Annotated in this window: 19 protein-coding genes and 1 tRNA gene; 8 read left to right on the plus strand and 12 right to left on the minus strand. The window is 62.7% G+C overall.

What is annotated here, in order from left to right; translation table 11 throughout:
* Both VDP79_RS04115 and gloA read left to right on the plus strand, forming a co-directional pair.
* The gene (locus tag VDP79_RS04115; RefSeq protein ID WP_323016938.1) at positions 1 to 945 is read left to right on the plus strand and encodes a universal stress protein; all 945 of its coding nucleotides are present in this window, start codon (positions 1 to 3) and stop codon (positions 943 to 945) included.
* Positions 946 to 994: 49 nt separating this feature from the next.
* The gene (gene gloA / locus VDP79_RS04120; RefSeq protein ID WP_323016939.1) at positions 995 to 1390 is read left to right on the plus strand and encodes a lactoylglutathione lyase; all 396 of its coding nucleotides are present in this window, start codon (positions 995 to 997) and stop codon (positions 1388 to 1390) included.
* Positions 1391 to 1396: 6 nt separating this feature from the next.
* Here the strand turns inward: gloA and rsmA are convergent, their stop codons facing one another.
* Genes rsmA through VDP79_RS04135 form a run of 3 tightly spaced genes read right to left on the minus strand, consistent with a single transcriptional unit; the run spans position 1397 to position 6146 of the window.
* Positions 1397 to 2215, minus strand: coding sequence for a 16S rRNA (adenine(1518)-N(6)/adenine(1519)-N(6))-dimethyltransferase RsmA (gene rsmA, locus VDP79_RS04125; protein WP_323016940.1), 819 nt, complete (start codon positions 2213 to 2215; stop codon positions 1397 to 1399).
* Positions 2216 to 2223: 8 nt separating this feature from the next.
* Positions 2224 to 3729 (minus strand): peptidylprolyl isomerase, encoded by a 1506-nt coding sequence (locus VDP79_RS04130; protein ID WP_323016941.1) that lies wholly within the window; start codon positions 3727 to 3729, stop codon positions 2224 to 2226.
* Positions 3726 to 6146 (minus strand): LPS-assembly protein LptD, encoded by a 2421-nt coding sequence (locus VDP79_RS04135; protein WP_416233040.1) that lies wholly within the window; start codon positions 6144 to 6146, stop codon positions 3726 to 3728. Before VDP79_RS04135 ends, VDP79_RS04130 begins: the two co-directional genes overlap by 4 nt.
* Positions 6147 to 6225: 79 nt before the next feature.
* Between VDP79_RS04135 and VDP79_RS04140 the strand changes: the two genes are divergently transcribed.
* From VDP79_RS04140 to VDP79_RS04150, 3 genes are all read left to right on the plus strand, one after another.
* Positions 6226 to 7275 carry an aminoglycoside phosphotransferase family protein gene (locus VDP79_RS04140; RefSeq protein WP_323016942.1) on the plus strand — a complete coding sequence of 350 codons (1050 nt, stop codon included), beginning with the start codon at positions 6226 to 6228 and terminating at the stop codon, positions 7273 to 7275.
* Complete coding sequence (murU, locus tag VDP79_RS04145; RefSeq protein WP_323016943.1) at positions 7275 to 7976, plus strand: N-acetylmuramate alpha-1-phosphate uridylyltransferase MurU; 702 nt, start codon at positions 7275 to 7277, stop codon at positions 7974 to 7976. The genes VDP79_RS04140 and murU overlap by 1 nt, the downstream gene beginning before the upstream one ends.
* A gap of 173 nt (positions 7977 to 8149) precedes the next feature.
* Complete coding sequence (locus VDP79_RS04150; protein WP_323016944.1) at positions 8150 to 8869, plus strand: hypothetical protein; 720 nt, start codon at positions 8150 to 8152, stop codon at positions 8867 to 8869.
* A gap of 57 nt (positions 8870 to 8926) precedes the next feature.
* Here VDP79_RS04150 and glnQ read toward each other — a convergent pair whose 3' ends face one another.
* From glnQ to VDP79_RS04185, 7 genes are all read right to left on the minus strand, one after another.
* Entirely contained in the window at positions 8927 to 9655 is a 729-nt protein-coding gene (gene glnQ, locus VDP79_RS04155) for a glutamine ABC transporter ATP-binding protein GlnQ (protein ID WP_323016945.1), read from the minus strand.
* Positions 9652 to 10491 (minus strand): ABC transporter permease subunit, encoded by an 840-nt coding sequence (locus tag VDP79_RS04160; protein ID WP_323016946.1) that lies wholly within the window; start codon positions 10489 to 10491, stop codon positions 9652 to 9654. The genes glnQ and VDP79_RS04160 overlap by 4 nt, the downstream gene beginning before the upstream one ends.
* A 12-nt stretch (positions 10492 to 10503) precedes the next feature.
* Positions 10504 to 11250: a glutamine ABC transporter substrate-binding protein GlnH gene (gene glnH / locus VDP79_RS04165; protein WP_323017023.1), complete on the minus strand. Its 747-nt coding sequence runs from the start codon at positions 11248 to 11250 to the stop codon at positions 10504 to 10506.
* Positions 11251 to 11425: 175 nt separating this feature from the next.
* Positions 11426 to 12211, minus strand: a complete 786-nt coding sequence (locus VDP79_RS04170; RefSeq protein WP_323016947.1) for a MetQ/NlpA family ABC transporter substrate-binding protein — start codon at positions 12209 to 12211, stop codon at positions 11426 to 11428.
* A 35-nt stretch (positions 12212 to 12246) separates the two neighbouring features.
* Positions 12247 to 12903: a methionine ABC transporter permease gene (locus VDP79_RS04175; protein ID WP_323016948.1), complete on the minus strand. Its 657-nt coding sequence runs from the start codon at positions 12901 to 12903 to the stop codon at positions 12247 to 12249.
* Positions 12900 to 13913 carry a methionine ABC transporter ATP-binding protein gene (locus tag VDP79_RS04180; protein WP_323016949.1) on the minus strand — a complete coding sequence of 338 codons (1014 nt, stop codon included), beginning with the start codon at positions 13911 to 13913 and terminating at the stop codon, positions 12900 to 12902. Before VDP79_RS04180 ends, VDP79_RS04175 begins: the two co-directional genes overlap by 4 nt.
* A gap of 137 nt (positions 13914 to 14050) precedes the next feature.
* Positions 14051 to 15778, minus strand: a complete 1728-nt coding sequence (locus VDP79_RS04185) for a diguanylate cyclase domain-containing protein (RefSeq protein ID WP_323016950.1) — start codon at positions 15776 to 15778, stop codon at positions 14051 to 14053.
* Positions 15779 to 15963: 185 nt separating this feature from the next.
* Between VDP79_RS04185 and VDP79_RS04190 the strand changes: the two genes are divergently transcribed.
* Both VDP79_RS04190 and VDP79_RS04195 read left to right on the plus strand, forming a co-directional pair.
* Positions 15964 to 18900, plus strand: a complete 2937-nt coding sequence (locus VDP79_RS04190; protein ID WP_323016951.1) for an MHYT domain-containing protein — start codon at positions 15964 to 15966, stop codon at positions 18898 to 18900.
* Entirely contained in the window at positions 18897 to 19904 is a 1008-nt protein-coding gene (locus VDP79_RS04195) for a two-component system response regulator (protein WP_323016952.1), read from the plus strand. The genes VDP79_RS04190 and VDP79_RS04195 overlap by 4 nt, the downstream gene beginning before the upstream one ends.
* A gap of 168 nt (positions 19905 to 20072) precedes the next feature.
* On the opposite strand, the gene VDP79_RS04200 is transcribed toward VDP79_RS04195, so the two are convergent.
* A tRNA-Lys gene (locus VDP79_RS04200) sits at positions 20073 to 20148 on the minus strand.
* A gap of 69 nt (positions 20149 to 20217) precedes the next feature.
* Between VDP79_RS04200 and VDP79_RS04205 the strand changes: the two genes are divergently transcribed.
* Positions 20218 to 21015 carry a metallophosphoesterase gene (locus VDP79_RS04205; RefSeq protein ID WP_323016953.1) on the plus strand — a complete coding sequence of 266 codons (798 nt, stop codon included), beginning with the start codon at positions 20218 to 20220 and terminating at the stop codon, positions 21013 to 21015.
* Here the strand turns inward: VDP79_RS04205 and VDP79_RS04210 are convergent.
* Complete coding sequence (locus tag VDP79_RS04210) at positions 21001 to 23088, minus strand: glycoside hydrolase family 31 protein (protein ID WP_323017024.1); 2088 nt, start codon at positions 23086 to 23088, stop codon at positions 21001 to 21003. The genes VDP79_RS04205 and VDP79_RS04210 overlap by 15 nt on opposite strands.
* Positions 23089 to 23170: the final 82 nt, after the last annotated feature.

Here is a 23170-nt window from a genome sequence, read left to right on the forward strand (position 1 = left end):
ATGAATGCGGAGCACAACAATCAACAGGTTGTGGTGGGTTACGACGCCAGCCGGGAAAGTGATTTCGCACTGCAGTGGGCGGCGCGCGTCGCGCAGCGGCGGCAGTGTTCGCTGTTGATCGTCTCTGCCACCGAAGTCGACCAGAGCAGCGTCGAGCTGGCACGCCCCGGCATCCAGGAAATGTACCTGCGCCAAGCGCAGCACACGGCGGAATCCGGCGCCGATCAGGCCCGGCAGATCGCCGACCTCGACATCCAGGCCGAAGGCCGTCCCGGCGATGCCGCCAACGCTCTCATTGAAAGCGCCGAACACGCCTCTCTCCTGGTCATCGGCCACCGGGCCCGAGGCGTGCTGCCCGATATCATCCTGGGCTCGGTCGCCTTCAAAGTCACCCACCACGCCAACTGCCCCGTCGCCGTGATCCGTCGATCACCCCGCCCGCTGCCTTCCATGGAATACCCGGTGGTAGCTGGGGTGGATGGCTCCGCATATGGGGTGCGCGCCCTGCAAGAAGCCGCGCGCCTGGCGGCGGACACGGGTTCCTTCCTGCGTATCGTCGTCGCCTGGAAGCGTCCCAACTGGAATCTATGGTCGCTGGCCACATCCTTGAACCCTCTGGCGGAAAAGTCCGAAGGCGCGCCCCAGACGGACCACCCGGGGCATGACGACCCCGTCTATCAGCAAATCGTCGCCGATACCGAACAACAGGCCCAGACCATCGCCCGGCAGGCGGCCGAACAGGTCCGCCAGCGCTACCCTGCCCTGAAGATCGAGCAGATCATCAGCGAAGGCGCTGCCGACCAGGCGATCCTGTCCGCGGCGGCAGACGCCAGCATGATCGCCGTCGGCGCCCGCGGGCTGGGCGACCTGCAGGCGCTGCACCTGGGCTCCATCAGCCGCAAGGTCATGCAGCGGGCGGAATGCGCTGTCTACGTAGTGCGTTAGGATTCCCGATATGCGTATGATAGAGGCACCATTCCGCTAAGGATTCACCATGCGACTACTACATACCATGCTGCGCGTCAGCAACCTGGATCGTTCCCTGATGTTCTATACCGACACACTGGGAATGCGGTTGCTGCGCCGCAAGGACTACCCGGAAGGCCGCTTCACCCTGGCCTTCGTCGGCTACCAGGACGAAACCGAGGGCGCCGTGATCGAATTGACCCACAACTGGGATACGGACGCCTACGAACTAGGGACCGGTTACGGCCACATCGCCATCGAAGTCGAAGACGCCTACGACACCTGCGCCACCATCAAGACGCGCGGCGGTCTGGTCGTGCGCGAAGCAGGCCCCATGAAACACGGATCGACGGTCATTGCCTTCGTTCAGGATCCGGACGGCTACAAGATCGAACTGATCCAGCGCCACGATCGCCAGGACTGATACCCTTCAGGCTACCCCGGCAGCCGCCAGTGCATCGGCCATATCCAGGAATTGCGTCACGGATAATTCCTGGGGCCGCACGGTGCTGGCAATCCCCAAGGCATCCCAGTCCAGATGATTCACCCAGTCGCCCAGGCTGCCGCGGATCATTTTGCGCCGATGTTCAAACACCCGCGCCACCACACGATCAAACACCGCAGCGTTGACCGGCTGGCGCCAGTCGGCAGCGGCCAGCGGGCGCATGCGCACAATGGCGGACATGACCTTGGGCGGCGGATCAAAAGCATCCGGCGGCACATCGAATAAGTGCACCATCCGGTAGCGCGCCTGCAACATGACCGACAGACGTCCGTACTGGCTGTCGCCGGGCCGCGCCACCATGCGGTCGATGACTTCTCGTTGCAGCATGAAATGCTGGTCCTGCACCTGATCCGCCCATTGCATCAGATGAAACAACAATGGCGTAGAAATGTTGTAGGGCAGATTGCCGACGACGCGCAGGCTGGGCGCGGCAGATGCAGCGGCAGGCCCGCCGGTACTACCCATCAGATCCGAAAAATCTACCGTCAAGGCATCCGCTTCGATGAGGTGCAGGCGGTCGGCCCCCCATCGCGCCCGCAGGCGCTGAGCCAGATCGCGGTCCAGTTCCACGGCCATCAAGCGCTTCACACGATCCAGCAGCGGCGCGGTCAGGGCGGAAAGCCCGGGGCCGATTTCCACCATGTAATCGTCAGCCTGGGGATCGACGGCCCGCACGATGGCATCCACGACGGATGCATCGTGCAAGAAGTGCTGGCCGAAACGTTTGCGTGCCTGATGCGCCATGGTGATGATTACTGAGCGCCGCTGCGCGTATGTTCCAGCCGGTTGTCGATATAGGCCTGGCTGCGCAGCTGATCCAGCCAATCTTCGTAGGCCGGGCCGATGCGGCGTTCCATCAGTTCGCGGCGAGCCTGCATGCGGCGGAACTCCTGTTCCATGTTCTTGCTGCGCCGATCCTCGACCTGGATCAGGTGCCAGCCGAACGGCGATTTGACCGGTTCGCTGACCTGGCCGTTCTGTAAGGTATTCATGACCTGCTCGAAAGCCGGCACGGTCTCGCCCGGATTGAGCCAGCCCAGGTCGCCGCCCTGCGGCGCCGAAGCATCCTGCGAATAGCGCTTGGCCAACTCAGCAAAGGATTCGCCATGCTCGATCCGCTGGCGCAGGCTTTCCAGCGTGCTGCGGGCCTTGTCGTCGCTGACGACCTTGGAGGTCTTGATGAGGATATGCCGCGCGTGGGTCTGCGTCACCATCATGGGGCCGGACGGCGTCTGGGCCGGTGCGGCTGCCGGTGCGGGAGTGGACCGTGCGGCGGCCGCCTTAGCAGGCGCCGGGCGCTGGGCATAACCCCGGCGCAACACCTTCAGGATATGAAAACCGCGACCGCTCTGGAGCACGCCAGTGACCCCGCCTGCGGGCACCTCAGCGACGGCCCGCGCAAACAGGTCAGGCCAGTCTTTCAGGGGCCGGATGCCCATATTGCCGCCTTCCAAGGCTTGCGGCCCGTTGGAAGCTGCTGCAGCCAGGCCGGCAAAGTCCGCACCGGATTTCAGCTTGCGCAAGATGGCTTCGGCCTGCTGGCGTTTTTCGTCCACCACGGCATTGGCGGCGTAATCCGGCACCTCGATCAGGATCTGAGCCAGTTCGACCAGTTCAGGACCGGACGGCGCCGTGGCAGGCACAGGCGGCGTTTCAGGCTGCGGCTGCGACGGCGCTTGCTGTTGCGGCACAGGCCGGTCACCCACCGTCTGCAGGAAGGCATCGATGTCGCTATCGCTGATGCTGATGCGATCCTCGACCGAGCGTTGGCGCAGTGTGTCGTCCTGGATCTGCGAGCGCAGTTCGACGCGATACTGATCCCAGCTCATGCCGCTGCTCAGAATTTCCTTTTTCAGCTGCTCGACGGTCAGACGGTTGCGTTGCGCCACCGTCTGGATGGCATGATCGACCTGGGCGTCGGAGATACGAATGCCCTGCCGCTGGGCTTCCTGATCCTGCAAGGCTGCATTGATCATCTGCTGCAGCACCTGACGCTTGAAGACAGCGTCTTCGGGTACGGGAATCTGCTGTTGCTGCATCTGGCGGCGCACCTGGGCCTGCTTGTCGGCCAACTGCCCCAGCGTGATGACCTGCTTGTTGACGATAGCGGCGATCCCATCCACAAACTGTTCACTTGGCGCCGGCGCAGCGGCAGGACGGGTTTTGCCGGCCGCCTGGGCCAGCGGCGCCAGGGCGCTACTGCCCAGCAGCAGAGCCAGGAAAAGCGCACCGGCGGGATGACGCGAGCCAGACATCATTCATACCTCTCGAAAACAGTTTTTTCAGGTGTGGGAGGAGTCACGGACTGATACCCCGTAATCCGTTCGGACAACATGGACATGGGATCGGTACCGAGTGAGCCCAGGCCGGTGAGTTCCAGCTGCAGGAAGAGCGCTGTATTGGTTTTTTCCGCTGATACCGCATAGCGTTGCAGCACCGCACGCGCAGCCCAGCCGCCATCACCCCGGTATTCCAGGCCGACGATGGATTGGGTATTGCGCTTTTCGGCCAGAGAATAATCATAGCGACCCACCCCGAACCACCGTCGGGCCAGCGGCCATTGGCTGCTGAAGCTGACCTGTTCACGCGACTGCTGCTCGGCGCCTGCCGGCAAGATCTGATAAGGGTCGGTGTACAGATTGGGATCGCGTTCGTAGCGATAGGACAGTGACATCGTCGCCAGGCGCTTGGGCGCCCAGCGCATGCCGGCGCTGAGGCGGTTGCGTTTTTGGGTGTCGTGATCAAACTGACCATCGAAAAAGACCGAAAAACGATCGGTCAAAGCTGCCTTGGCCCCCAGCAGGTAATCGGATTCCGTGGCCTTGCGCGGCGTCTGGCTGGGCAGCGTGACTTGCTGGTCATCGAAATAAAAGCGCTGAGCGGCCGACAAGGACAAGCGCTCGAAGCCCGTATCGGCGTCCAGCCAGCGGGTCGTCAAACCGGCCGTCAACTGATTGGCATTGGCGATGCGGTCCCAGCCGCCACTGAAGATATTTTCATCGAAGGCCTGTTGGTAGCTGAAGGACGCCATGCCCGTATCGAACACCGGCAGCCCGGATTGATCCCGATAAGGCACATACAGGTAGTACAGGCGAGGCTCCAGCGTCTGCACCGCCGCCTTGCCGAACCAGGACGAATCACGCTCCAGCGTCAGGCCGGCATCCACCGAGGCGATCGGCAGCACCCGCGTCTGCACACGGGGTTGTCCCATCAATTCCGGGGGCAGCCCCTGGATCTCGCCGTAGAACCAATCGGTGCTGTACTGGCTCATGTGCATGCCGACCTTGGGGGTCAGGTAGGCGCCAGGCAGGATGAACGGCCGCGCGATCGAGGTATACGACGTCATGCGGGTGCCGTTAGGCATCAGGCGTTTGCCGGATTCATCCGGGAAAGCATTCCCGCGATAGATGGGCGCGACGAAACGGGTGGCGTAGTTGTCCGACACCACGTCAAAGCCGTTCCAGCCGTAATGCTGGGCCCGGAAATGGAGTTCCGGCAGCTTATCGTAAGGCGGCGCCAGAAACGAACCCGTACTGTCCTGCAGCGTCTGGTAACGATAGAACTGCAGCGACCCGCTGAAATGCGGCCCCCCTGACCAGTTCAGCAGCGCCTGGCTGGGCATATAGGTAATGGCGGCGTCGGTCAGGCCGAACGAGGAAAAATCCCGGAAGTAATCATCGTCCGAGACCTTGCGGGCATCCAGAGAGGCCTGTAAGCCATGCCCCAGATTCTGGGTATGCTGCACCGAATACATCCAGCGCTTGTCTCCGGTCTGGCGGTCACGCATGATGTAGGCGCCAAACAGCTCGGAATGCGACGATTCGCCCAGATGGCGGAATTCCGTGCCCAGCAGCAGGCCGCGCTTGCTCATGTAGCGCGGGAACAGGGTAGCGTCGTAATTGGGCGCCAGATTCAGATAATACGGAGTGGTCAGTTCGATCCCGGCATTGGACGATGTGCCATAGGTGGGGGTCAGAAAGCCGCTCTTGCGATCCCGCCCCAGCGGGAAGGTCAGGTAGGGCGAATACAGAATGGGGACGCCCTTGAAGCGCAGCACCCCGTTGCGGGCGGCGCCTTCGTTTTCGTCCAGATACAGATCGACGCGGCTGGCGTCGATAGTCCACGCGGGATCCGGCCCCGACCAGCCGGTGTAGCGCACATCGGTCAGGCGCATGTGCTGGCGGCTCAGGATGTCGGCCTGCTTGGCCTGTCCTTGGCCGGCCGACGCCCCCAGCCAGAATCGCGGGGCCTCGACGCTGCCCTGGCTGGTCCGGGTATTGAAGCGCAGGTGCGGCCCCCGCACGATATTGCCATCGCGCATCAGCAGGCCGTTGCCACGGACTTCCGTATCGCCGCTCGTCTGGTCGTAATCGATGCGATCGCCCTTCAGCACCCCATCCAGGCGGCGGACTTGGGCGTTCCCCTGCAGCGTGACCCGCCCCTGGGCATCCCGTGAAATGTCGTCACCGATCAAAAAGGACGGCAAGGCGTCTTCCTGCGGGACCGGATGCAGGCGCAGGCTGTCCACCATGCGCAATTCGCCAGCTGGGACAGGGGTGTCTGCAGCCAATGCCGGCGCCGACAAGGCGGCACTCAGGAGGATGATGCGGCTGATCCAATGCACGAAGACCGGGCCCTCTAGGGTGAAATGAGAAATGGCCGACCAACGCACCATAGCGATCAGCGACCCAGTATTATAGAGAAGCCACGCCATCCGCGTGTGATCCGCCATTTTCATTGCCACGATCCCCTACATGACCGACACCCGCACCCCGGACGCCCGCCTGACAGCCTTGCGCCATTGGCTGGACGCCCACGCCGCCCCCTTGGGCCTGCGACCCGACACGCTCACGCCCGTCTCCGGGGACGCCAGTTTTCGCCGCTACTTTCGCCTGCAGGCGGCCGAAGGTACGCTGATCGTCATGGATGCTCCCCCGCCCCACGAGGATTGCCGGCCTTTCGTCGCGATCGCCCAACAGCTGGCGGCCAGCGGCTTGCATGTGCCGGCCATCCTGGCCCAGGATATCGACCAGGGATTTCTGCTCTTGTCCGACCTGGGCCGACAGACCTTCCACGAGGCTATCCAGGCCGGCTTCTGTCAGGACGATGCCGTCTGGCAACAGCATATGCGCGGCGTCCTGCGGGCGCTGGTGCGGCTGCAGCAATGCCCGACCGATGACCTGCCGGCGTACGACCAGGCCCGCCTGCTGCAGGAACTGGCGCTTTTCCCTCAATGGTATCTGCAGACGCACCTGGGCCATACGCCAAGCGCCGACACCCAGGCCATGCTGGACAGGACTTTTGCCGTGCTGGCCCGTCAGGCAGCCGATCAGGCCCAGGTGTTCGTACACCGCGATTTCCATTCTCCCAATCTCATGATCGGCCCTGGCGCGCCGAACTTCATTCCCGGCATCATCGACTTCCAGGACGCACTGCGCGGCCCCATCAGCTATGACGTCGCCTCGCTGGTCATGGACGCCCGCACCACCTGGGACGAACCGCAGCAGCTGGACTGGGCCATCCGCTATTGGGAATACGCCAGAACCGCCGGCATGCCGGTGCCCGCCGATTTCGCCGAATTCCATCAGCAGTACGAATGGATGGGCCTGCAGCGCAATCTGCGCATTCTGGGGGTCTTCGCCCGCCTGTCCCACCGGGACGGCAAGCATCACTACCTGGATCACATCCCCCGGGTACAGGCCTATGTGCGCCAGGTGGCTGGGCGCTACACCGTCTTTCATCCCTTGTTGCGCCTGCTGGATCAGGTCGAGCAGGTGCCGCAGAAAAACGGATATTCGTTCTGATGCGCGCCATGATCCTGGCGGCAGGACGCGGCGAACGCATGCGCCCGCTGACCGACGCCTGCCCCAAACCGCTGCTGTCCGTCGGCGGCCAGACGTTGATCGCCTGGCACCTGCAGCGCCTGGCCCGCGCCGGCATCACCGATATCCTGATCAACCATGCCTGGCTGGGCGCGCAGATCGAAACCGCGCTGGGGGACGGCAGCTACTGGGGGGTGCGCCTGTGCTATTCGGCTGAATCCCCCGCCCTGGAAACCGCTGGCGGCATCGCCCGAGCGCTGCCGTTTTTTCAGGACCAGCCCTTTCTGGTCATCAACGGCGATATCTGGTGTGACTGGGATCCTGCTCAGGCCGGCCGCTGGGCTGAGCAACTGCCTGCCGGCACGCTGGCCCACATTCTGCTGGTCGACAATCCGGCCCATCACCCCGACGGCGACTTTCACCTGCAGACCGATGGCCGGGTCACTCTACCGGAGACCGGCCCCAGCGCCCTGACGTTTGCCGGCGTCGGCCTGTACCGTCCGGTGCTGTTCACCGCCCTGCCCCCCGGCCGCCCCGCCCCCCTGGCGCCGCTGCTGCGCCAGGCCATGGCCCAAAACGCCGTGCAGGGTTCGCACCATACGGGCCGCTGGACCGACGTCGGCACTCCCGAGCGCCTGCAGGTCCTGGACCAAGCCCTGAGACAGGGCCCGGCAGGCTGTTAAAATGGCAGGCGGATCAGGTTGACCATGTGCCAACCTTTCGATTCAGGCGCCTTCTATCCAGTTCTGGCAATTCGCAACCGTCTGTAGACCGCTTGGTGAAGACGGCGACAAACCGTTTATGCTAACGAACTTTGGTGCCCTGCTCCGCGCCTTGCCGCTTCAGGAATTTCCTTATGTCTCTCGGTTCCAACCGCCCCACGTTCAAACCTACCCCTTATGGCTATACCCGCCGCAGCCGCGGCATTCCCCGCTGGCTGCTGCTGCTGATCACCGGCATCGTGCTGGGGGCTGGCGGCGTCCTGTTTCTGCAACGCAGTTATGGCCCGCAGCGCCTGACGGTCGAGCAGTCCGAACAGCTGCGTATGGATCTGAACACGGCCAACCTGGAAAACCAGCGCATGAATACCGAATCCAAGGCGCTGCGCCAGGATCTGGATCAAGCGCAAGCTGCGCAAAAAGAACAGAACGCCCAGGTGGAACAGCTGCGCAAGCATGCCGCCGACATGCAGGCCGGCGTCGCTGGCCTGATTGCCGCCATTCCGCCCGACCCGCGCGGCACCTCGCCCGGCATCCGCAGCGCCGACATGACGCTGCAGGATGACGGCCTGCATTATCAGGTGCTGCTGATCCAGGACCCTGTCGACGGCGACACCCAGGTTGCCAATCTGCGCGGCGAGGTCAAGCTGATCGGCATCGGCACCTATCCCAACGGCAATACCGCCTATGTGGGCTTGGGCTCGCAACCCCTGGACATGGGGCGCTACACCGTCATCAACGGCCAGACAGAATTGCCCAAAGCCTACCGGCTGCATCAGGTGACGATCCAGATCATGGGCGAGGGATCGGACAAGGTCGTCGCCACGCGCACCTTCCGGGTCACGGCGGCAAAATAAACGCGGGTATCGCAGCCCGGAACGGAATGGACAGGCGGGCGAACCCGCCTCGATCCATCAGGACACGTGCTGCAGAAAATCCTTCAGCCGCTGGCTGGGCGGATTATTGAGCAAGACTTCAGGCATGCCGTCCTCGGCGATCTTGCCCTGATCCATGAAGATCAGACGGCTGCCGACCTTGCGGGCGAATTCCATTTCATGCGTGACCACGATCATGGTCATGCCTTCCTCGGCAACGTCCTGCATGACCCGCAGGACTTCATGGCGCAGTTCCGGATCCAGCGCCGAAGTCGGTTCGTCAAACAACATCAGCATGGGCTTGATGGCCAGCGCACGGGCGATGGCCACGCGCTGCTGCTGACCGCCTGACAACTGACCGGGATAATGGCCGGCGCGATCGGCCAGCCCTACCTTTTCCAGCAATTCCTGCGCCTGCTGCCGTGCCTGCGCTTTGGGAGCGCCCCGGGTATGCAAAGGGCCGAACATCACGTTTTCCAGCGCCGTCAGCTGCGGAAACAGATTGAACTGCTGGAACACCATGCCGGCTTCGCGGCGCAATTCACGCACCTGCGATACCGTCCCCAGCACACTGAGCCCATTGACCACGATATCGCCGCCCTGGATTGTTTCCAGCACATTGATGCAGCGCAGAAAGGTGGACTTGCCGGAGCCGGACGGCCCGACCACCACCACGACTTCGCCGGATTCTATGGACAGGTCGATGCCGTCGAGCACCACATTGTCACCAAAGCGTTTGGTGACGTTCTTGAATTCCACGATGCTCATACGATGCGGGTCCTGTGTTCAATGAACTTGAGCGCCAGGGCAATGAAGCCGGTCATGATCAGATAGATCACTGCGACCGCCCCCCAGATTTCCACCGCACGGAAATTACCGGCGATGATTTCCTGCCCCCGGCGCGTCAGCTCGGCGACGCCGATCACAATGAACAGGGAAGAGTCCTTGAGACTGATGATGCACTGATTGCCCATGGTGGGAATCATGCGCCGCAGGGCCACCGGGCCGATGATACGCGTCAGGATCTTGTAGAAGGGCAAGCCCATGGCCTGGCCGGCTTCTTGCAGGCCTTTCGGCACTGACAACAGACCGCCGCGCACGATTTCAGCGATATAGGCCCCCGAATTGATCATCAGGGTGACCGTCGCTGCCGTAAAGCCGTCGATGCGCAGATTGACCAGCAGCGGCAGGGCGAAATAGATGAACATCACCTGCACCACGATCGGCGTGCCGCGCATCAGCAGGATATAGATCTGGGACACCACGGACAGCGCCAACGGCACCCAGGCCAGGAAGCGCCAGACCAGCAGCGCCAGCACCAGCAGTTGCACAGCCCACCATACGGCGTCGGGCACCCCCGCCAGCGGGCCGTCGCCCAGCCAGGACGCCAGCCGCAACAGGCCATAGAGCACGACCAGCGCCACCGCGCTCCAGGTCAGTGACCGGCGCGTGATCGGCACCGGCACATAGGTGACGACCACGCCGGACAAGCCGCCGATGATCGCCCCCCCCACCAGACCCATCACCGTGATTTGCACGGTCATCCAGGCGCCGGCCATCAGATCGGGCCAGGCAGCCCAGATTGCAGACCATTCAAATGTCACGATGCGTCCCGATCAGTCCGGCTTTTTGCCGAACCAGGTTTCGTACAGCTTGTCGTAGGAGCCGTTGGCCTTCAGGTCGGCCAGCGCCTTGTTGACGACCGGGACCAGCTTGCTGTCCTTCGGGAAAGCGATGCCGTAGAAGTCGCCGCTTTTCAGAGAACCCACGACCTTGACCTTGTCTTGACCGGCTGTTTTCGCGTAGTACTGGACGTTGGGCGTATCGTGCACCACGGCATCCACGCGCCCTGTCGCCAATTCCAGGAAAGCGTTGTCGATGTTCGGGAAGAGCTTGAGTTTGGCCGACGGCACGTTGGCCTTCATGTAGTCAACCGTCGCGGTGCCGATTTTGACGGCCACGGTCTTGTTTTCCAGGTCTTTGGCAGTCTTGATCGGACTGTCCTTGGCGACCAGAATGGCCAGACCGGATTCATAGTAGGGGTCGGAAAAATCGATGACCTTGGCGCGATCCGGACGGATGGTGATGCCCGCCAGCGCCACATCGATGTTGCGCGTCTGCAGACCCGGGATGATGCCGTTGAAATCCATGGGCTGCAGGCGGTATTTCAGATTGGCCTGCTTGGCGATGGCTTCCCACAGTTGAACGTCGAACCCGGTGTATTTGCCGTCCTGCTTGAATTCGAAAGGCACAAAGGCGGTATCGGTAGCGACGACGAGTTCCTTGTCAGCCGCCTGAGCGGTCGGCAGAGCGAGGGTAAAGGCCAGCCCCAGCAGGGCGGCTTTCAGGGATTTGGGCAACATCATCTAGGTCTCCTTGTGGGATGATTCCAGGGCAGCCCGCAGGCTGCGCCAGGCGTTCATGTTAACTGAAAGGCCCGGAATTTCCGCCTCCGAAACGGCAAAAACCCCGGGCCTTTCAGCGATTTTCGGGAAATCCCCTAGCCTTTCCAGGGGATTTCCCACACCCTTGCGGCGATCAGAATGCCGGCACGATGGCGCCCTTGTATTGGGTCAGAATGTAATCGCGCACCTTGGCGGACTGCAGCGCCTCGACCAGCTTGCGCACGGCGGGGTCATCTTTGCGATCCGCGCGGGTCACGACCAGATTGGCATAGGGGGAATCCTTGTCCTCGATGAACAAAGCGTCCTTGATCGGGTTCAGACCGGCTTCCAGCGCATAGTTGGTGTTGATCAGGGCCAGATCCACATCGGGCAGCACGCGCGGCAACGTGGCGGCCTCCAGTTCGCGGAATTTCAGGTGCTTGGGATTGTCCGACACGTCACGCGCTGTCGCCAGAATGTTGCTGGGGTCTTTCAACTGGATCAGGCCCTGTTTTTGCAACAGCAGCAGGGCGCGGGCGCCGTTGGACGGATCATTGGGAATGGCGACCTGGGCGCCATCCTTCAGGTCCTTGATGTCCTTGATTTTTTGCGAATAGCCGCCGAAAGGTTCGACGTGCACGGCGCCGACCGACACCAGTTTCGTGTCGTGTTCCTTGTTGAAGGAAGTGAGATACGGCTGATGCTGAAAGAAGTTGACGTCGATCTGCTTGTCGGCGACTTGCAGATTGGGCTGCACGTAGTCGGTAAAGACCTTGATATCCAGATCCACGCCTTCCTTGGCCAAGTCGGGTTTGACGAGTTCCAGCAGTTCGGCATGGGGAACGGGCGTAGCCGCCACGGACAGCTTGGCTGCATGGGCCGGAACAGCAAACGCCAGCGGCAGAACCAGCGCCAGCGCCGGTGCAAATTTCTTCAACATGAAAGATCTCCTGAAAAATCGCCTGATGAATATGACTACTTTCGATTCAACCGGGCCACCCAACGGTCGCCCAGCACCTGAAACACTTGCACCATGATGACCAGCACCACCACCGTCACCGCCATCACGTCGCCTTGATAGCGCTGATAGCCGTAACGCACGGCCAGATCGCCCAGACCGCCGCCGCCGATCACGCCCGACATGGCGGAATAGCCCACCAGGGTGATGGCCGTCACCACGACCGCCGCCAGGATGCCAGTGGTGGCTTCCGGCAGCAAAGCCCACAGCACGGTCTGGCGCGACGTCGCTCCCATGGACCGGCATGCCTCGCTGACGCCAGGGTCGAGTTCCCGCAATACGTTTTCAACCAGCCGCGCGAAAAACGGCGCCGCGCTGGCGACCAGCGGCGGGATCGAGCCTTGCACGCCCAGCGCCGTGCCGACCAGCAGGCGCGACATGGGAATCATCACGATCAGCAAAATCAGGAACGGCACCGACCGCAACACATTGACGATGAACGCCGTGCTTTGATAAATGCCCCGGTGGTTCATCATCTGCCCCGGGCTGGTCAGAAACAGCAGCACACCGACCGGCAAGCCGATCAATATCGTGAACAGCAGGGAAAAACCTGTCATCAGCAGGGTGTCGATCGTGGCCTCGCCGATCAGCCACCAGTCCACATTGGCCATCATGTCCGCAGCACCTCGTAGTGAACACCGGCCTGATCCAGCACGGCCCCCAGGCCGTCCAGATCGGCATCCGCCCCCTGCGCCGCCACAATCAGCTGCCCGTAGGGCGTGTCTTTGATGCGCCCTACCGACCCCTGCAGGATGCTGAGATCCAGATGCAGATCACGGCTCAGGCGGCTTAACAAAGGCGTCCCCGTGGCATCCCCCCGGAAGCTGAGCCGCAGCAAGCGTCCCGACAGGCCTTCGGCCATGGCTCGCCAGCCCTCGCCGCCATCCAGGCCGCTTTCAGACAGCAAAGAACGCGTGGCATCGTGCCGCGGATGCAAAAAGACTTCCAGCACCTGGCCGGATTCAACGATCTGTCCGGCCTCGATCACGGCGACCCGGTCGCAAACCGCCCGGATCACATCCATGCTGTGCGTGATCAGCACGATGGTCAGTCCCAGACGCTGATTGATGTCGCCCAGCAGCCGCAAAATGGATTGCGTGGTTTCCGGGTCCAGGGCGGATGTCGCTTCGTCGCACAGCAGCAGACGCGGCTTGCTGGCCAAGGCGCGCGCGATCCCCACCCGCTGCTGCTGCCCGCCCGACAGCTGGCCGGGATATTTATGCGCATGATCGGACAGGCCGACCAGATTCAGGACCTCGCGGGCGCGCACCGCACAGTCCGCCCGCGACATGCCTGACAGGCGCAGCGGAAAACAGACGTTATCCATCACGGTGCGGGACCGCAGCAGATTGAAATGCTGAAACACCATGCCTACGCTGCGCCGGTATTCGCGCAGCTGCGCTTCGGAATATGCAGTGATGTCGTGACCATCGACGCGCACAACGCCTTCGGTGGGCCGCTCCAGCAGGTTCAGCATGCGGATGAGCGTGCTTTTGCCCGCGCCCGAACGGCCGATGATCCCGAAGACTTCGCCTTCGCGGATATTCAGATTGACATCGGCCAGCGCATGTACCGAGCGGCCGGCCGATTCAAAGGTCTTACGAATGTTCTCGAGATCGATCAAGATACGGAAATGCTTAAAAAAATGACGCCCTGGATCAGCAGGACGGGGCGCTGTGAGCAAGCCCTGAAGCGGGAATTTACCATGCCGATCCACAGAGTTAACTGCGTAGCATATAACAAAAAACTATAAACAGCCCATCAGCGCTGCCTCTTGGCGGACTTATCGCGATACATCTCGGCATCCGCAAACCTGATCAAGGCTTCTGCATCCTGTGCATCACTCGGCCAGCACGCGGCTCCGATCGCAGAACCCAGCTGGATCACGCGGCCCGAAGCGACGCCCTCCAGCGTCTGCAAGGGCATCTCGACACATGCCTGCAGCTTGCACCTCAAATCATTGACCGCATCCGCAGAGGATATCCCCTTGGCCACGACGACGAACTCATCGCCCCCCAGCCGGGCCACCATATCCTGAGACCGCAGGCCTGCCTTGATCCGAGCGGCGACCTCGATCAGGGCCCGATCGCCATTATCGTGGCCGAACTCGTCGTTAAGCGGCTTGAAGTCGTTCAAATCAATGAAAAAGACCGCGAAGGGCGCCTTGCGGCGATCCGTGATCAGCCGGGCCAACAGACTGTCGAGCGCCATGCGGTTCGCCACACCTGTCAGACAGTCAGTGAACAGATCGACCTGCATTGCACTAAAGTTACGAGCCAGATCACCCAGCTCATCCCGACGCCGGGTGGCAATGGCGACAGAGGCGTCCCCCGACCGGATGCGATCGACGGCCCGAGACAGAGAAATGACCTCGTGGGCGATGCGACCAAAGATGCGGGTGCCGATCAGGATGGTCAGCAGGACGGCCAGCAGGCCAATGCCCAGGGCCACGCCGAACTGCTGGCGGATCCCCGTAAAAATGGCGTCACGCGGAATCGCCACGATCGCCAGCCAATCCATGCCAGCATCATCCACCACCCGCCGAGCGGCCACGGTAATGATGTCACCCCGGCTATCTCGCACCTGCGTCCGGTATTCACGGTTGTCATCCAATTTGGAATTCGCCTGGGCTTGCCCAACCATCCGGGAGATGCCTTCGTAGGCCGCCTGGATGACGGGATCATCGCTATTGGCAGCGCTGACGCGCATCGGTTTGCCCTCGACGCTGAGGCCCAGATTATTGAACCCCGTCGCAGCGATCAGCTTGCCATCACGCTCGATCACGAACGCCCGCCCCTGATCGCCGATCTCCAGACTTGAAATAAAACGGTTGATTTCCCGCAGGGACACATCGGTGGCGACTACCCCCCGGAAACGGCCATCCTTTCCCAGGACTCTCTGCGCACGAGTCACCACCAGATCCCGCGATGAAAAATCGATATAGACAGTCGTCCAGATCTGGCCGCTGGTCTGCTGCGCCAGCTGATACCAGATGCGCTCACGCGGATCGAACAGGCCAGGCTCCTCTTCAACCAGGCGCGGTTTGCCGCTGATCCCCTGGTAGCGATAGTACAGGCGATGCAATTCGGGCCGTAGTTTCAGTCGCAGCTCAACCGTCTTTTCGCTCAGGCGCTTGAGCGCAATGCTCTGTCCCGCCTGGTTTCCGTAATAGACATAGTTGTTCGGGTTGGTGAACATGGAGGTCGCCACCCAGAACCGCGTGCGCAAATTATCCAGGTCCGAGGAAAGATCGGCCTGAACAGGCACGCCTTCCGGAAAAGCAGCCTCAAGAACCGAAGCAGATCCATGGACATGAAAGTGGACCGCCTGCACGATACGCGATGCCACCGCCCGCATGTACTGATCCGAGAACAGACCGATATTGCGACTGGCAGCCCAATAAGAAACACCCCCTAAGGCAGCGGCGGCCAAGGCGATCAGCAATACATACGGCAGGATCAACGATACCCGCAAAGACCGTAGGTTCATTAGCCGGAAAAACTACTACAAATGAAATAACAGAAAGGAAGTTTACTGTATATTACATTTCACCCAGGCAACGGTCTGATGGTTTCGGTGGAGAGGTGACCGCCTCATCCGATCTCAATTGAAGTTTCAACCATTGCTGCCGTAAACCGATGCTGACGCCAGCTACCGATCTACTGCGTGACCTCATGATGATGGATTCCTTTTTCCTGACAGCCGCCGACGGGACGAACTTCGTCCAGGGCAGCTACCAGGCCGGCCTGGTCTTTCTGTCCGTCCTGGTGCCGGTCTGCCTGTCTTTGATGGCCTTGCATACCGCGCACATCGCCCTGAACACACAGAACCGCGCATACCGCCACATCGCCATCGGCATGGGCGGCATCGCCCTGGGCGGCGGCATCTGGGCCATGCATTTCATCGGCATGCTGGCCTTCACGCTGCCGGCCCCGGTGCGCTACGACCTGAATCTGACCCTGCTGTCGCTGCTGCCCGGTTGGGCCGCATCCTGGCTGGCCCTGTACATGTTGTCGCGATCGCATCTGTCGCCTGGCTTGCTGACCATCAGCGGCGCCCTGATGGGGGCCGGCATCGGCCTGATGCATTACACCGGCATGATGGCCATGGTGACCCCGCTGGCCATGCGCTACGACCCGGCGCTGTTCGCACTGTCCATTCTGGTGGCCGTGATCCTGGCTATGCTGGCCCTGTGGATCCGCTTCGGGCTGCAGCAGACCCGGCTGGACGCCCGCCTGCGCTTTGTCCTGAGCGGCGGCATCATGGGAGTCGCCATCGCCGGCATGCACTACACCGGCATGGCGGCCGTGCGCTTCCTGGGCGAACCCGGCCTGGCCGACCATACCATCCGCGTGGATGCAGCCTACGGCGCGCTGGCCCTGTCGTCCCTGACCATCACCATCGGCGTGCTGGTGGCCGCCCTGAACGGCCTGATCCACACCCGCGAACTGTACCGCCAGGTCGATCTCAGCAAATCCCGCCTGCGTGCCATCGTCGACACGGCGGTGGACGCCATCATCACCATCGACGGCTACGGCACCGTGCAGGAATTCAGCCCGTCGGCCGAACGCCTGTTCGGCTACACGGCCGGCGAGGTCATCGGCCGCAACGTCAAGATGCTGATGCCCGAGCCCTACCATTCCGAACACGACGGGTATCTGCGCCGCTACCGCGACACCGGAGAAGCCCACATCATCGGCTCCGGGCGCGAAGTCACGGGCCGGCGCAAGGACGGCAGCCAAATGCCGGTGCGCCTGGCCGTCGGTCGGGTAGCCATGGTCGGCGGCGATCCGCTGTACGTGGGGATACTGACCGACATCAGCGACCGGCAGGCGCTGGAAGCATCCCTGCGCGAAACCGCCCAGCGAGCGGAACAGGCCGCCGCCGCCAAGAGCCGGTTTCTGGCCAACATGAGCCACGAAATCCGCACACCGATGAATTCCATCATCGGCTTTGCCGAACTGCTGCAGCAGACCGACCTGAGCGCCACCCAGCGCAGCCATCTGAACACGATCGGCCAGTCATCGCGCACCTTGCTGCGGCTGATCAACGACATCCTGGACACAACCAAACTGGAACACGGCCAGATGGCGCTGGAAAACCGGGATTTTTCCCTGAAGGCGCTGGCGCAGCAGATCGAATCCTCGTTGCGCCTGAGCGCCCAGGCCCGCAGCCTGAGCCTGACGATCCATTACCCGGCGGACATGCCGGAATACTTCCAGGGCGATACGCTGCGACTGCTGCAGATCCTGACCAATCTGGTGGGCAATGCCATCAAGTTCACCGAAACCGGCGGCGTCGACATTCATTTTTCCTACGAGCCCGGCACGGTGCACATCCACGTCCGCGACACCGGCATCGGCATGACGGCTGACCAGATCCGCGCGATCTTCAACCCGTTTACCCAGGCTGACGCCTCCATCAGCAGACGCTTTGGCGGCACCGGGCTGGGGACGACCATTGCACGGCAACTGGTGCAATCCATGGGCGGGCGCATCGAGGTCGACAGCACGCCTGGCCAGGGCAGCACATTCTCTATCTGCCTGCCGCTACCGCTGGGCAAAGCGCCCGCCGCCGTGCCGGCCGCCGAACTGCTGGCTTTGCCGCCTCTCCGGTGCCTGATCGCCGATGACGTGGACCTCAATCTGGAGCTATTGACCCTCACGCTGCAAGCGCAGGGCCACCAGGTCACCTCCGCACGCGACGGTAAGGAAGCGGTCGATAAATTCCTGGCGGGGACCTTCGACGTGGTGCTGATGGACGTCCATATGCCCGGCACCGATGGCCTGCAGGCCACCCGCCTGATCCGCCAACATGAGCGCAGCCGCGCACTCACCCCCACCCCGATCATCGCCCTGACCGCCAGTGTCATGGCCCACGACCGGCAGCAGGCCGAACAGGCCGGCATGGATGGCTTTGCCGTCAAGCCGCTGGATGCTGCGCGCCTGTTCAAAGAAATCGCCCGTGTGCTGTCACACCGACACCCGGCTGCCTCCGCCGAATCCCCGGCGACGCCCCCGATGACCGGCGCGCCCATCGACTGGGATCGCGGTATCGCGCTATGGGGAGACCGCACCCGGCTGGCCGAACGCATCCTGGCTTTTCTGGACGACTTCCTGGACCATCACCCCCTGGCCGCCCTAGAGACGCACAATGCCGATCCGGAAACCCTGTGCTTCAGTCTGCATGGACTGCGCGGCGCGGCAGGCAATCTGGGATTGCAGGCCCTGTCGCGTTACGCCGGCGACCTGGAAGACCAGATCCGCGCCGGCGCCACGAACGACGTCCCGTCCCGGCTATCCGCCTTGCCAGCCCTGGTGCTGGCGGCGCGCCAGGAAGCCCGATCCGCCCTGGCAGCCCGGCCCGCCACGACCAACGACATCCCCGCACAGCCCGTCTGCCAAGATCTCCTGGGCGCCGTCACCGCACTACAGGCTGTCCTGACCCGGCACGAACTGGACGATGCAGCGCTCGAGACGGTCTGCGCAGGCCTGACGGCAGATGGTCAGCAGGCGCAGGCCACTGCCCTGCGCCACGCCGCCGACGCGTTCGACTTCGCTCGCGCCAGCGCCCTGTTGCAAGCCTGGCTGGATGAAAAGATACCGTCATGAATGCCCATACCGATACCCGGCGCACCCTGCTGCTGGTCGATGATGAACCCACCAACCTGCAGGTCCTGCGCCACACCTTGCAGGCCGACTATCGCTTGCTGTTCGCCAAAGACGGCCCTGCGGCACTGGCCCTGCTGCAAACAGACCGGCCCGACCTGATCCTGCTGGACATCATGATGCCCGGCATGTCGGGTTATGACGTCTGCGCGATACTAAAAAACGACGCCGGCACCCAGTCGATTCCGATCATCTTCGTCACTGCGCTCAACGACGCCGCCGACGAACACAAGGGCCTCGAACTGGGCGCTGTGGACTACATCACCAAGCCCTTCAGCCCACCCATCGTCCAGGCTCGCGTACGTACGCACCTGTCCCTGGTCCAGGCCACCGAAGTCCGGGAAACCCGTCTGCAGATCATCCGCTGCCTAGGAGCCGCTGCCGAATACCGGGACAATGAAACCGGCCTGCATATCGTGCGCATGAGCCACTACGCCTGGCGCCTGGCCCGCGAGATCGGCTACAGCGACGAGGCCGCTGACGAACTGCTGCATGCTGCGCCCATGCACGACGTGGGCAAGATCGGCATCCCGGACAGCGTGCTGCTTAAACCCGGCAAGCTGGACCCCGCCGAATGGGCCATCATGCGCCAGCATCCCGCCATCGGCGCCCGCATCATCGGCGACCATCCTTCCGGCCTGCTGCGGCTGGCCGCGACCATCGCCCTGCGACACCACGAAAAATGGGATGGCAGCGGCTATCCCGACGGCTTGGCGGGCGAGGCCATCCCCTTGGCGGCGCGCATCGTGGCCCTGGCGGACGTCTTTGACGCCCTGACCAGCGTGCGCCCCTATAAATCCGCCTGGTCCGTGGACGATGCCATGCACTACATCCGCGAGCAAAGCGGCCGCCATTTCGATCCCGCGCTGATCGAGGCCTTTGAACGCTGTCTGCCGGATATTCTGGTCTTCAAGGCTCGCTGGGCGGATGACGCCGCCACCCCCTAGCCACACGGCAACCCACGCACCGCAGCCGAACAGACTATCGGCATGCGCATAAACACGGATTCACAGGCTGGGGTTTGCGTCGCAGAATGCGGAAACAGGGGGCAGCCAGACATCCTGGCGGCAAAGACAACAATGCCCAGGCGAGACCTGGGCATTGCAGGGGAAGCATGGTGGGTCGTGCGCGGTTCGAACGCGCGACCAACGGATTAAAAGTCCGGTGCTCTACCGACTGAGCTAACGACCCAACATAAGCATTAAATTTTGACATCTTATGAAAATCTCGTCAAGCGGCTCGACAGAAAACATCATTGTCATGTCAGATTCTGAGGGTTCAGCAACTCTGCGGCTGCATATTGTCTCCGACCTGCACCTCAGCATGCAGGGTCTGGTCTTGCCCGACATCCAGGCCGACGCCACGATCCTGGCCGGGGATATCGCCCGCCCTCAGGCAGCGATGCAATGGGCCGGGCAAATCCCCCGCCCGGTGCTGTACGTGCCGGGCAATCACGAATTCTACGGGGGAGACATCCCCGGCGTGCGGGCGCAACTGGCACAGGCAGCCATGCAATACGGGGTCGAATTGCTGGACCAACGCGCCCTTGTCATCAAGGGGGTGCGCTTCCTCGGGGTGACGCTCTGGACGGATTTCGAACTGTTCGGCACCGATCAGCGCGACCAGGCCATGGAGCAGACCAGTCAATTCATGCGGGATTTCCAGGTCATCAAAAATGGCGACGGATCGCGCTTCACGCCCCAGGACGCGGCGGCGCTGTTTCGCCAGCAATACGACTGGCTGGATGCCGCTCTGGACGAGCCGTTCGACGGGCCTACGGTGGTGATCACCCACCACGCACCCAGCCTGCGCAGTGTCCATCCCCGCTTTGAAGATTCTTTAGTCAGCGCAGGTTTCGTCTCTGATTGCACCGGGCTGATGGGCCGATCCTGTCTATGGATTCACGGCCACACGCACGATAGCTTCGACTACGCCGTGCGCGGCACCCGGGTGCTGTGCAACCCTCGTGGGTACTGCCGCGACGGTGTCAACGAGAACCCGGCCTTCAAGCCGGCATTCTGCGTCGACGTACCGATCACGACATCATCGAGCTCGTGAAATACGCACTTCCGCACCGCGCCGCTTGACCTCCAGGCCTGCGGACGGCAGGATTTTCAAGCCTTCCAGCCCTTTGATATAGCTGGACCCCTGCATCTGCATGACGCGAATCTTGTTACGCATGACGACCGGATTGTGTTCGGGCATGCCGAACATCCAGACCTCTTCCAGGATGCGGGCGGAATTGATTTCCCCCGTATGCTGGGCAACGGGCCCCAGACACAGCATGTGCCCCTCGCGGCCAAACACCGGCAGCGCATCCAGGCCGGCTCGCACCGTCCAGCACGTGCCGCCCTCGTAGCGCCAGCCGGTGCTCAGATCCCACCAAGCGTCGCCCTTGGGCAGGTAGACTTCGGTTTCCCCGCCGGGCTGCATGACGGGCGCCACCAGCAGCGCCGGCCCCAGCAGATACTGGGTATCCCAGACATGGGCGTCCGGATCGGCGGGATAAGCCTGAGCCATGGAACGCTGCACGGGCAAGCCGGTGCGCACAGCATCATCAATAATGCCGGCCACATAGGGCAACAAACGATAGCGCCACTGCAGCCAATGCTTGATCACGGCCCGGGTATCGGTATCAAAGGCATCCGGCATCAGATCAGGGAGCCCCTGGAAGCTGAAGTTGGCGGAAAACACCCCCATGGCCAGCCAGCGCAGGTAAAGTTCTGCCGACATCGTCGAAGCCGGCCGCGCCGCGCAACCCAGACCATGGGTCTGGACCGCCACGCCGCTATTGCCGACGGACAAGGCCGCCCGCAGGGTCCGGGCATAACCATCCCAGCTATTGTCCACGTCCGGCCCCTGTTGCCAGGCGAAACGCTGTACGCCCGGGAACAGGTCGCGGCTGAGCATCACGCCTTCTTGGGGAGTGCGCGGCCCGGCCACGGCATCGAACAGCGCCTGACGCGCCAGGTGCGGATAGGCGGTGCGCAACACGGCGCCGGTTTCGCCGCCACGGGCCTCGACATCAGGCGGAAAATCAAACTGGGCCTGACAGACGGGGGCTTCCAGGCCGTCTTCCAGCGCCTGTTGATAGCGTTCGGCCCACAAGCGGCGAGCGTCCTTATGGGTCAGGTCCAGCAGACCAAAAGGCTGGCCGCCGGAGGCCGGCGTGCCGGGATAAACCCAGGCGGCCCCATCCGCATCGCATAACAGCCAGCCGCGGTCTTCCCATTCATCGAACAGGACCGTGCCCTGCAATACGCCGGGGACCACGCTGCCGGCCAGATGCACATCCATGGATCCGGCGGCGGCGGCCAGCGCACGCCAGTCCGGAACACGATCCGACCACTCGAATACCGGCTTGTCGGACTGAAACCCGACAATGGCGGGATCCGCCAACCGCAGGGCGTCCAGCGCCAGTCCCTGCGCCCGCAGGCTGCGAATCTGCTGCAGGCTGTGCTCAACCGACTGCCCTGCCGCCTGATCCAGCCAGACGCCCATGGGCCAGAGGTTGGGCTGCCCGGCACGCCCGGTCAGCGCCGTATATTGATTCAGAATTTCGGACGGATCCCCCACGAACAGGAACAGATCCAGGCCCGCGCCGCGCACCTGCACACGGTAGTGCGCAGATGTTTGCAGGTCATGTTCGACCCGATCCAGGGTATTGGCGAATACCCCCCAGCCCAGAGGGCTCCAGACCAAGGGCAACACACGATCCACCGGCGCATCGGACACCAGACGGCAACCGCGCCGGTCCTGATCTCCCTGGGTTTCACCCAGACCGAACAGGCCCTCGGTCTCGGCCAGAGACCATTCAAGCGACCAGACGGGTTCCCCATCGCCTTGCGCAGCAGGGCGGGACGACATCCGGACGCGCGCCACGCAATGATCCTGGCGCAGCAGCTGGATGGCAGGCTCGGCCCCGCGAATGTCCAGGCAGGCATCCCCCTGGGTCAGGCGCCACGCCCCAGGCTCGGGCGACTGGCAGTCGAGTTCACCGACCGCCTCTTGGCGAGCCAACAACATATCGGCCTGACGTTGCATCCGCAACGTAGGTTTGCCGGGCTCCAGCCAGGCGCGTGGTCCGCAGCGCAGGCGGAACACGCCGGGCGCGTGGGCTTCAATGCGCAAACACCATTCGTCAGAATGGTAGGCCCATTCGACGTAGGACGACGTCGTGGTGACCGGGCCAGTCTCGAACAGTTGGTCCGCC

This window comes from Castellaniella sp. (genome assembly GCF_034675905.1).
Classification (GTDB): Bacteria; Pseudomonadota; Gammaproteobacteria; order Burkholderiales; family Burkholderiaceae_B; genus Castellaniella.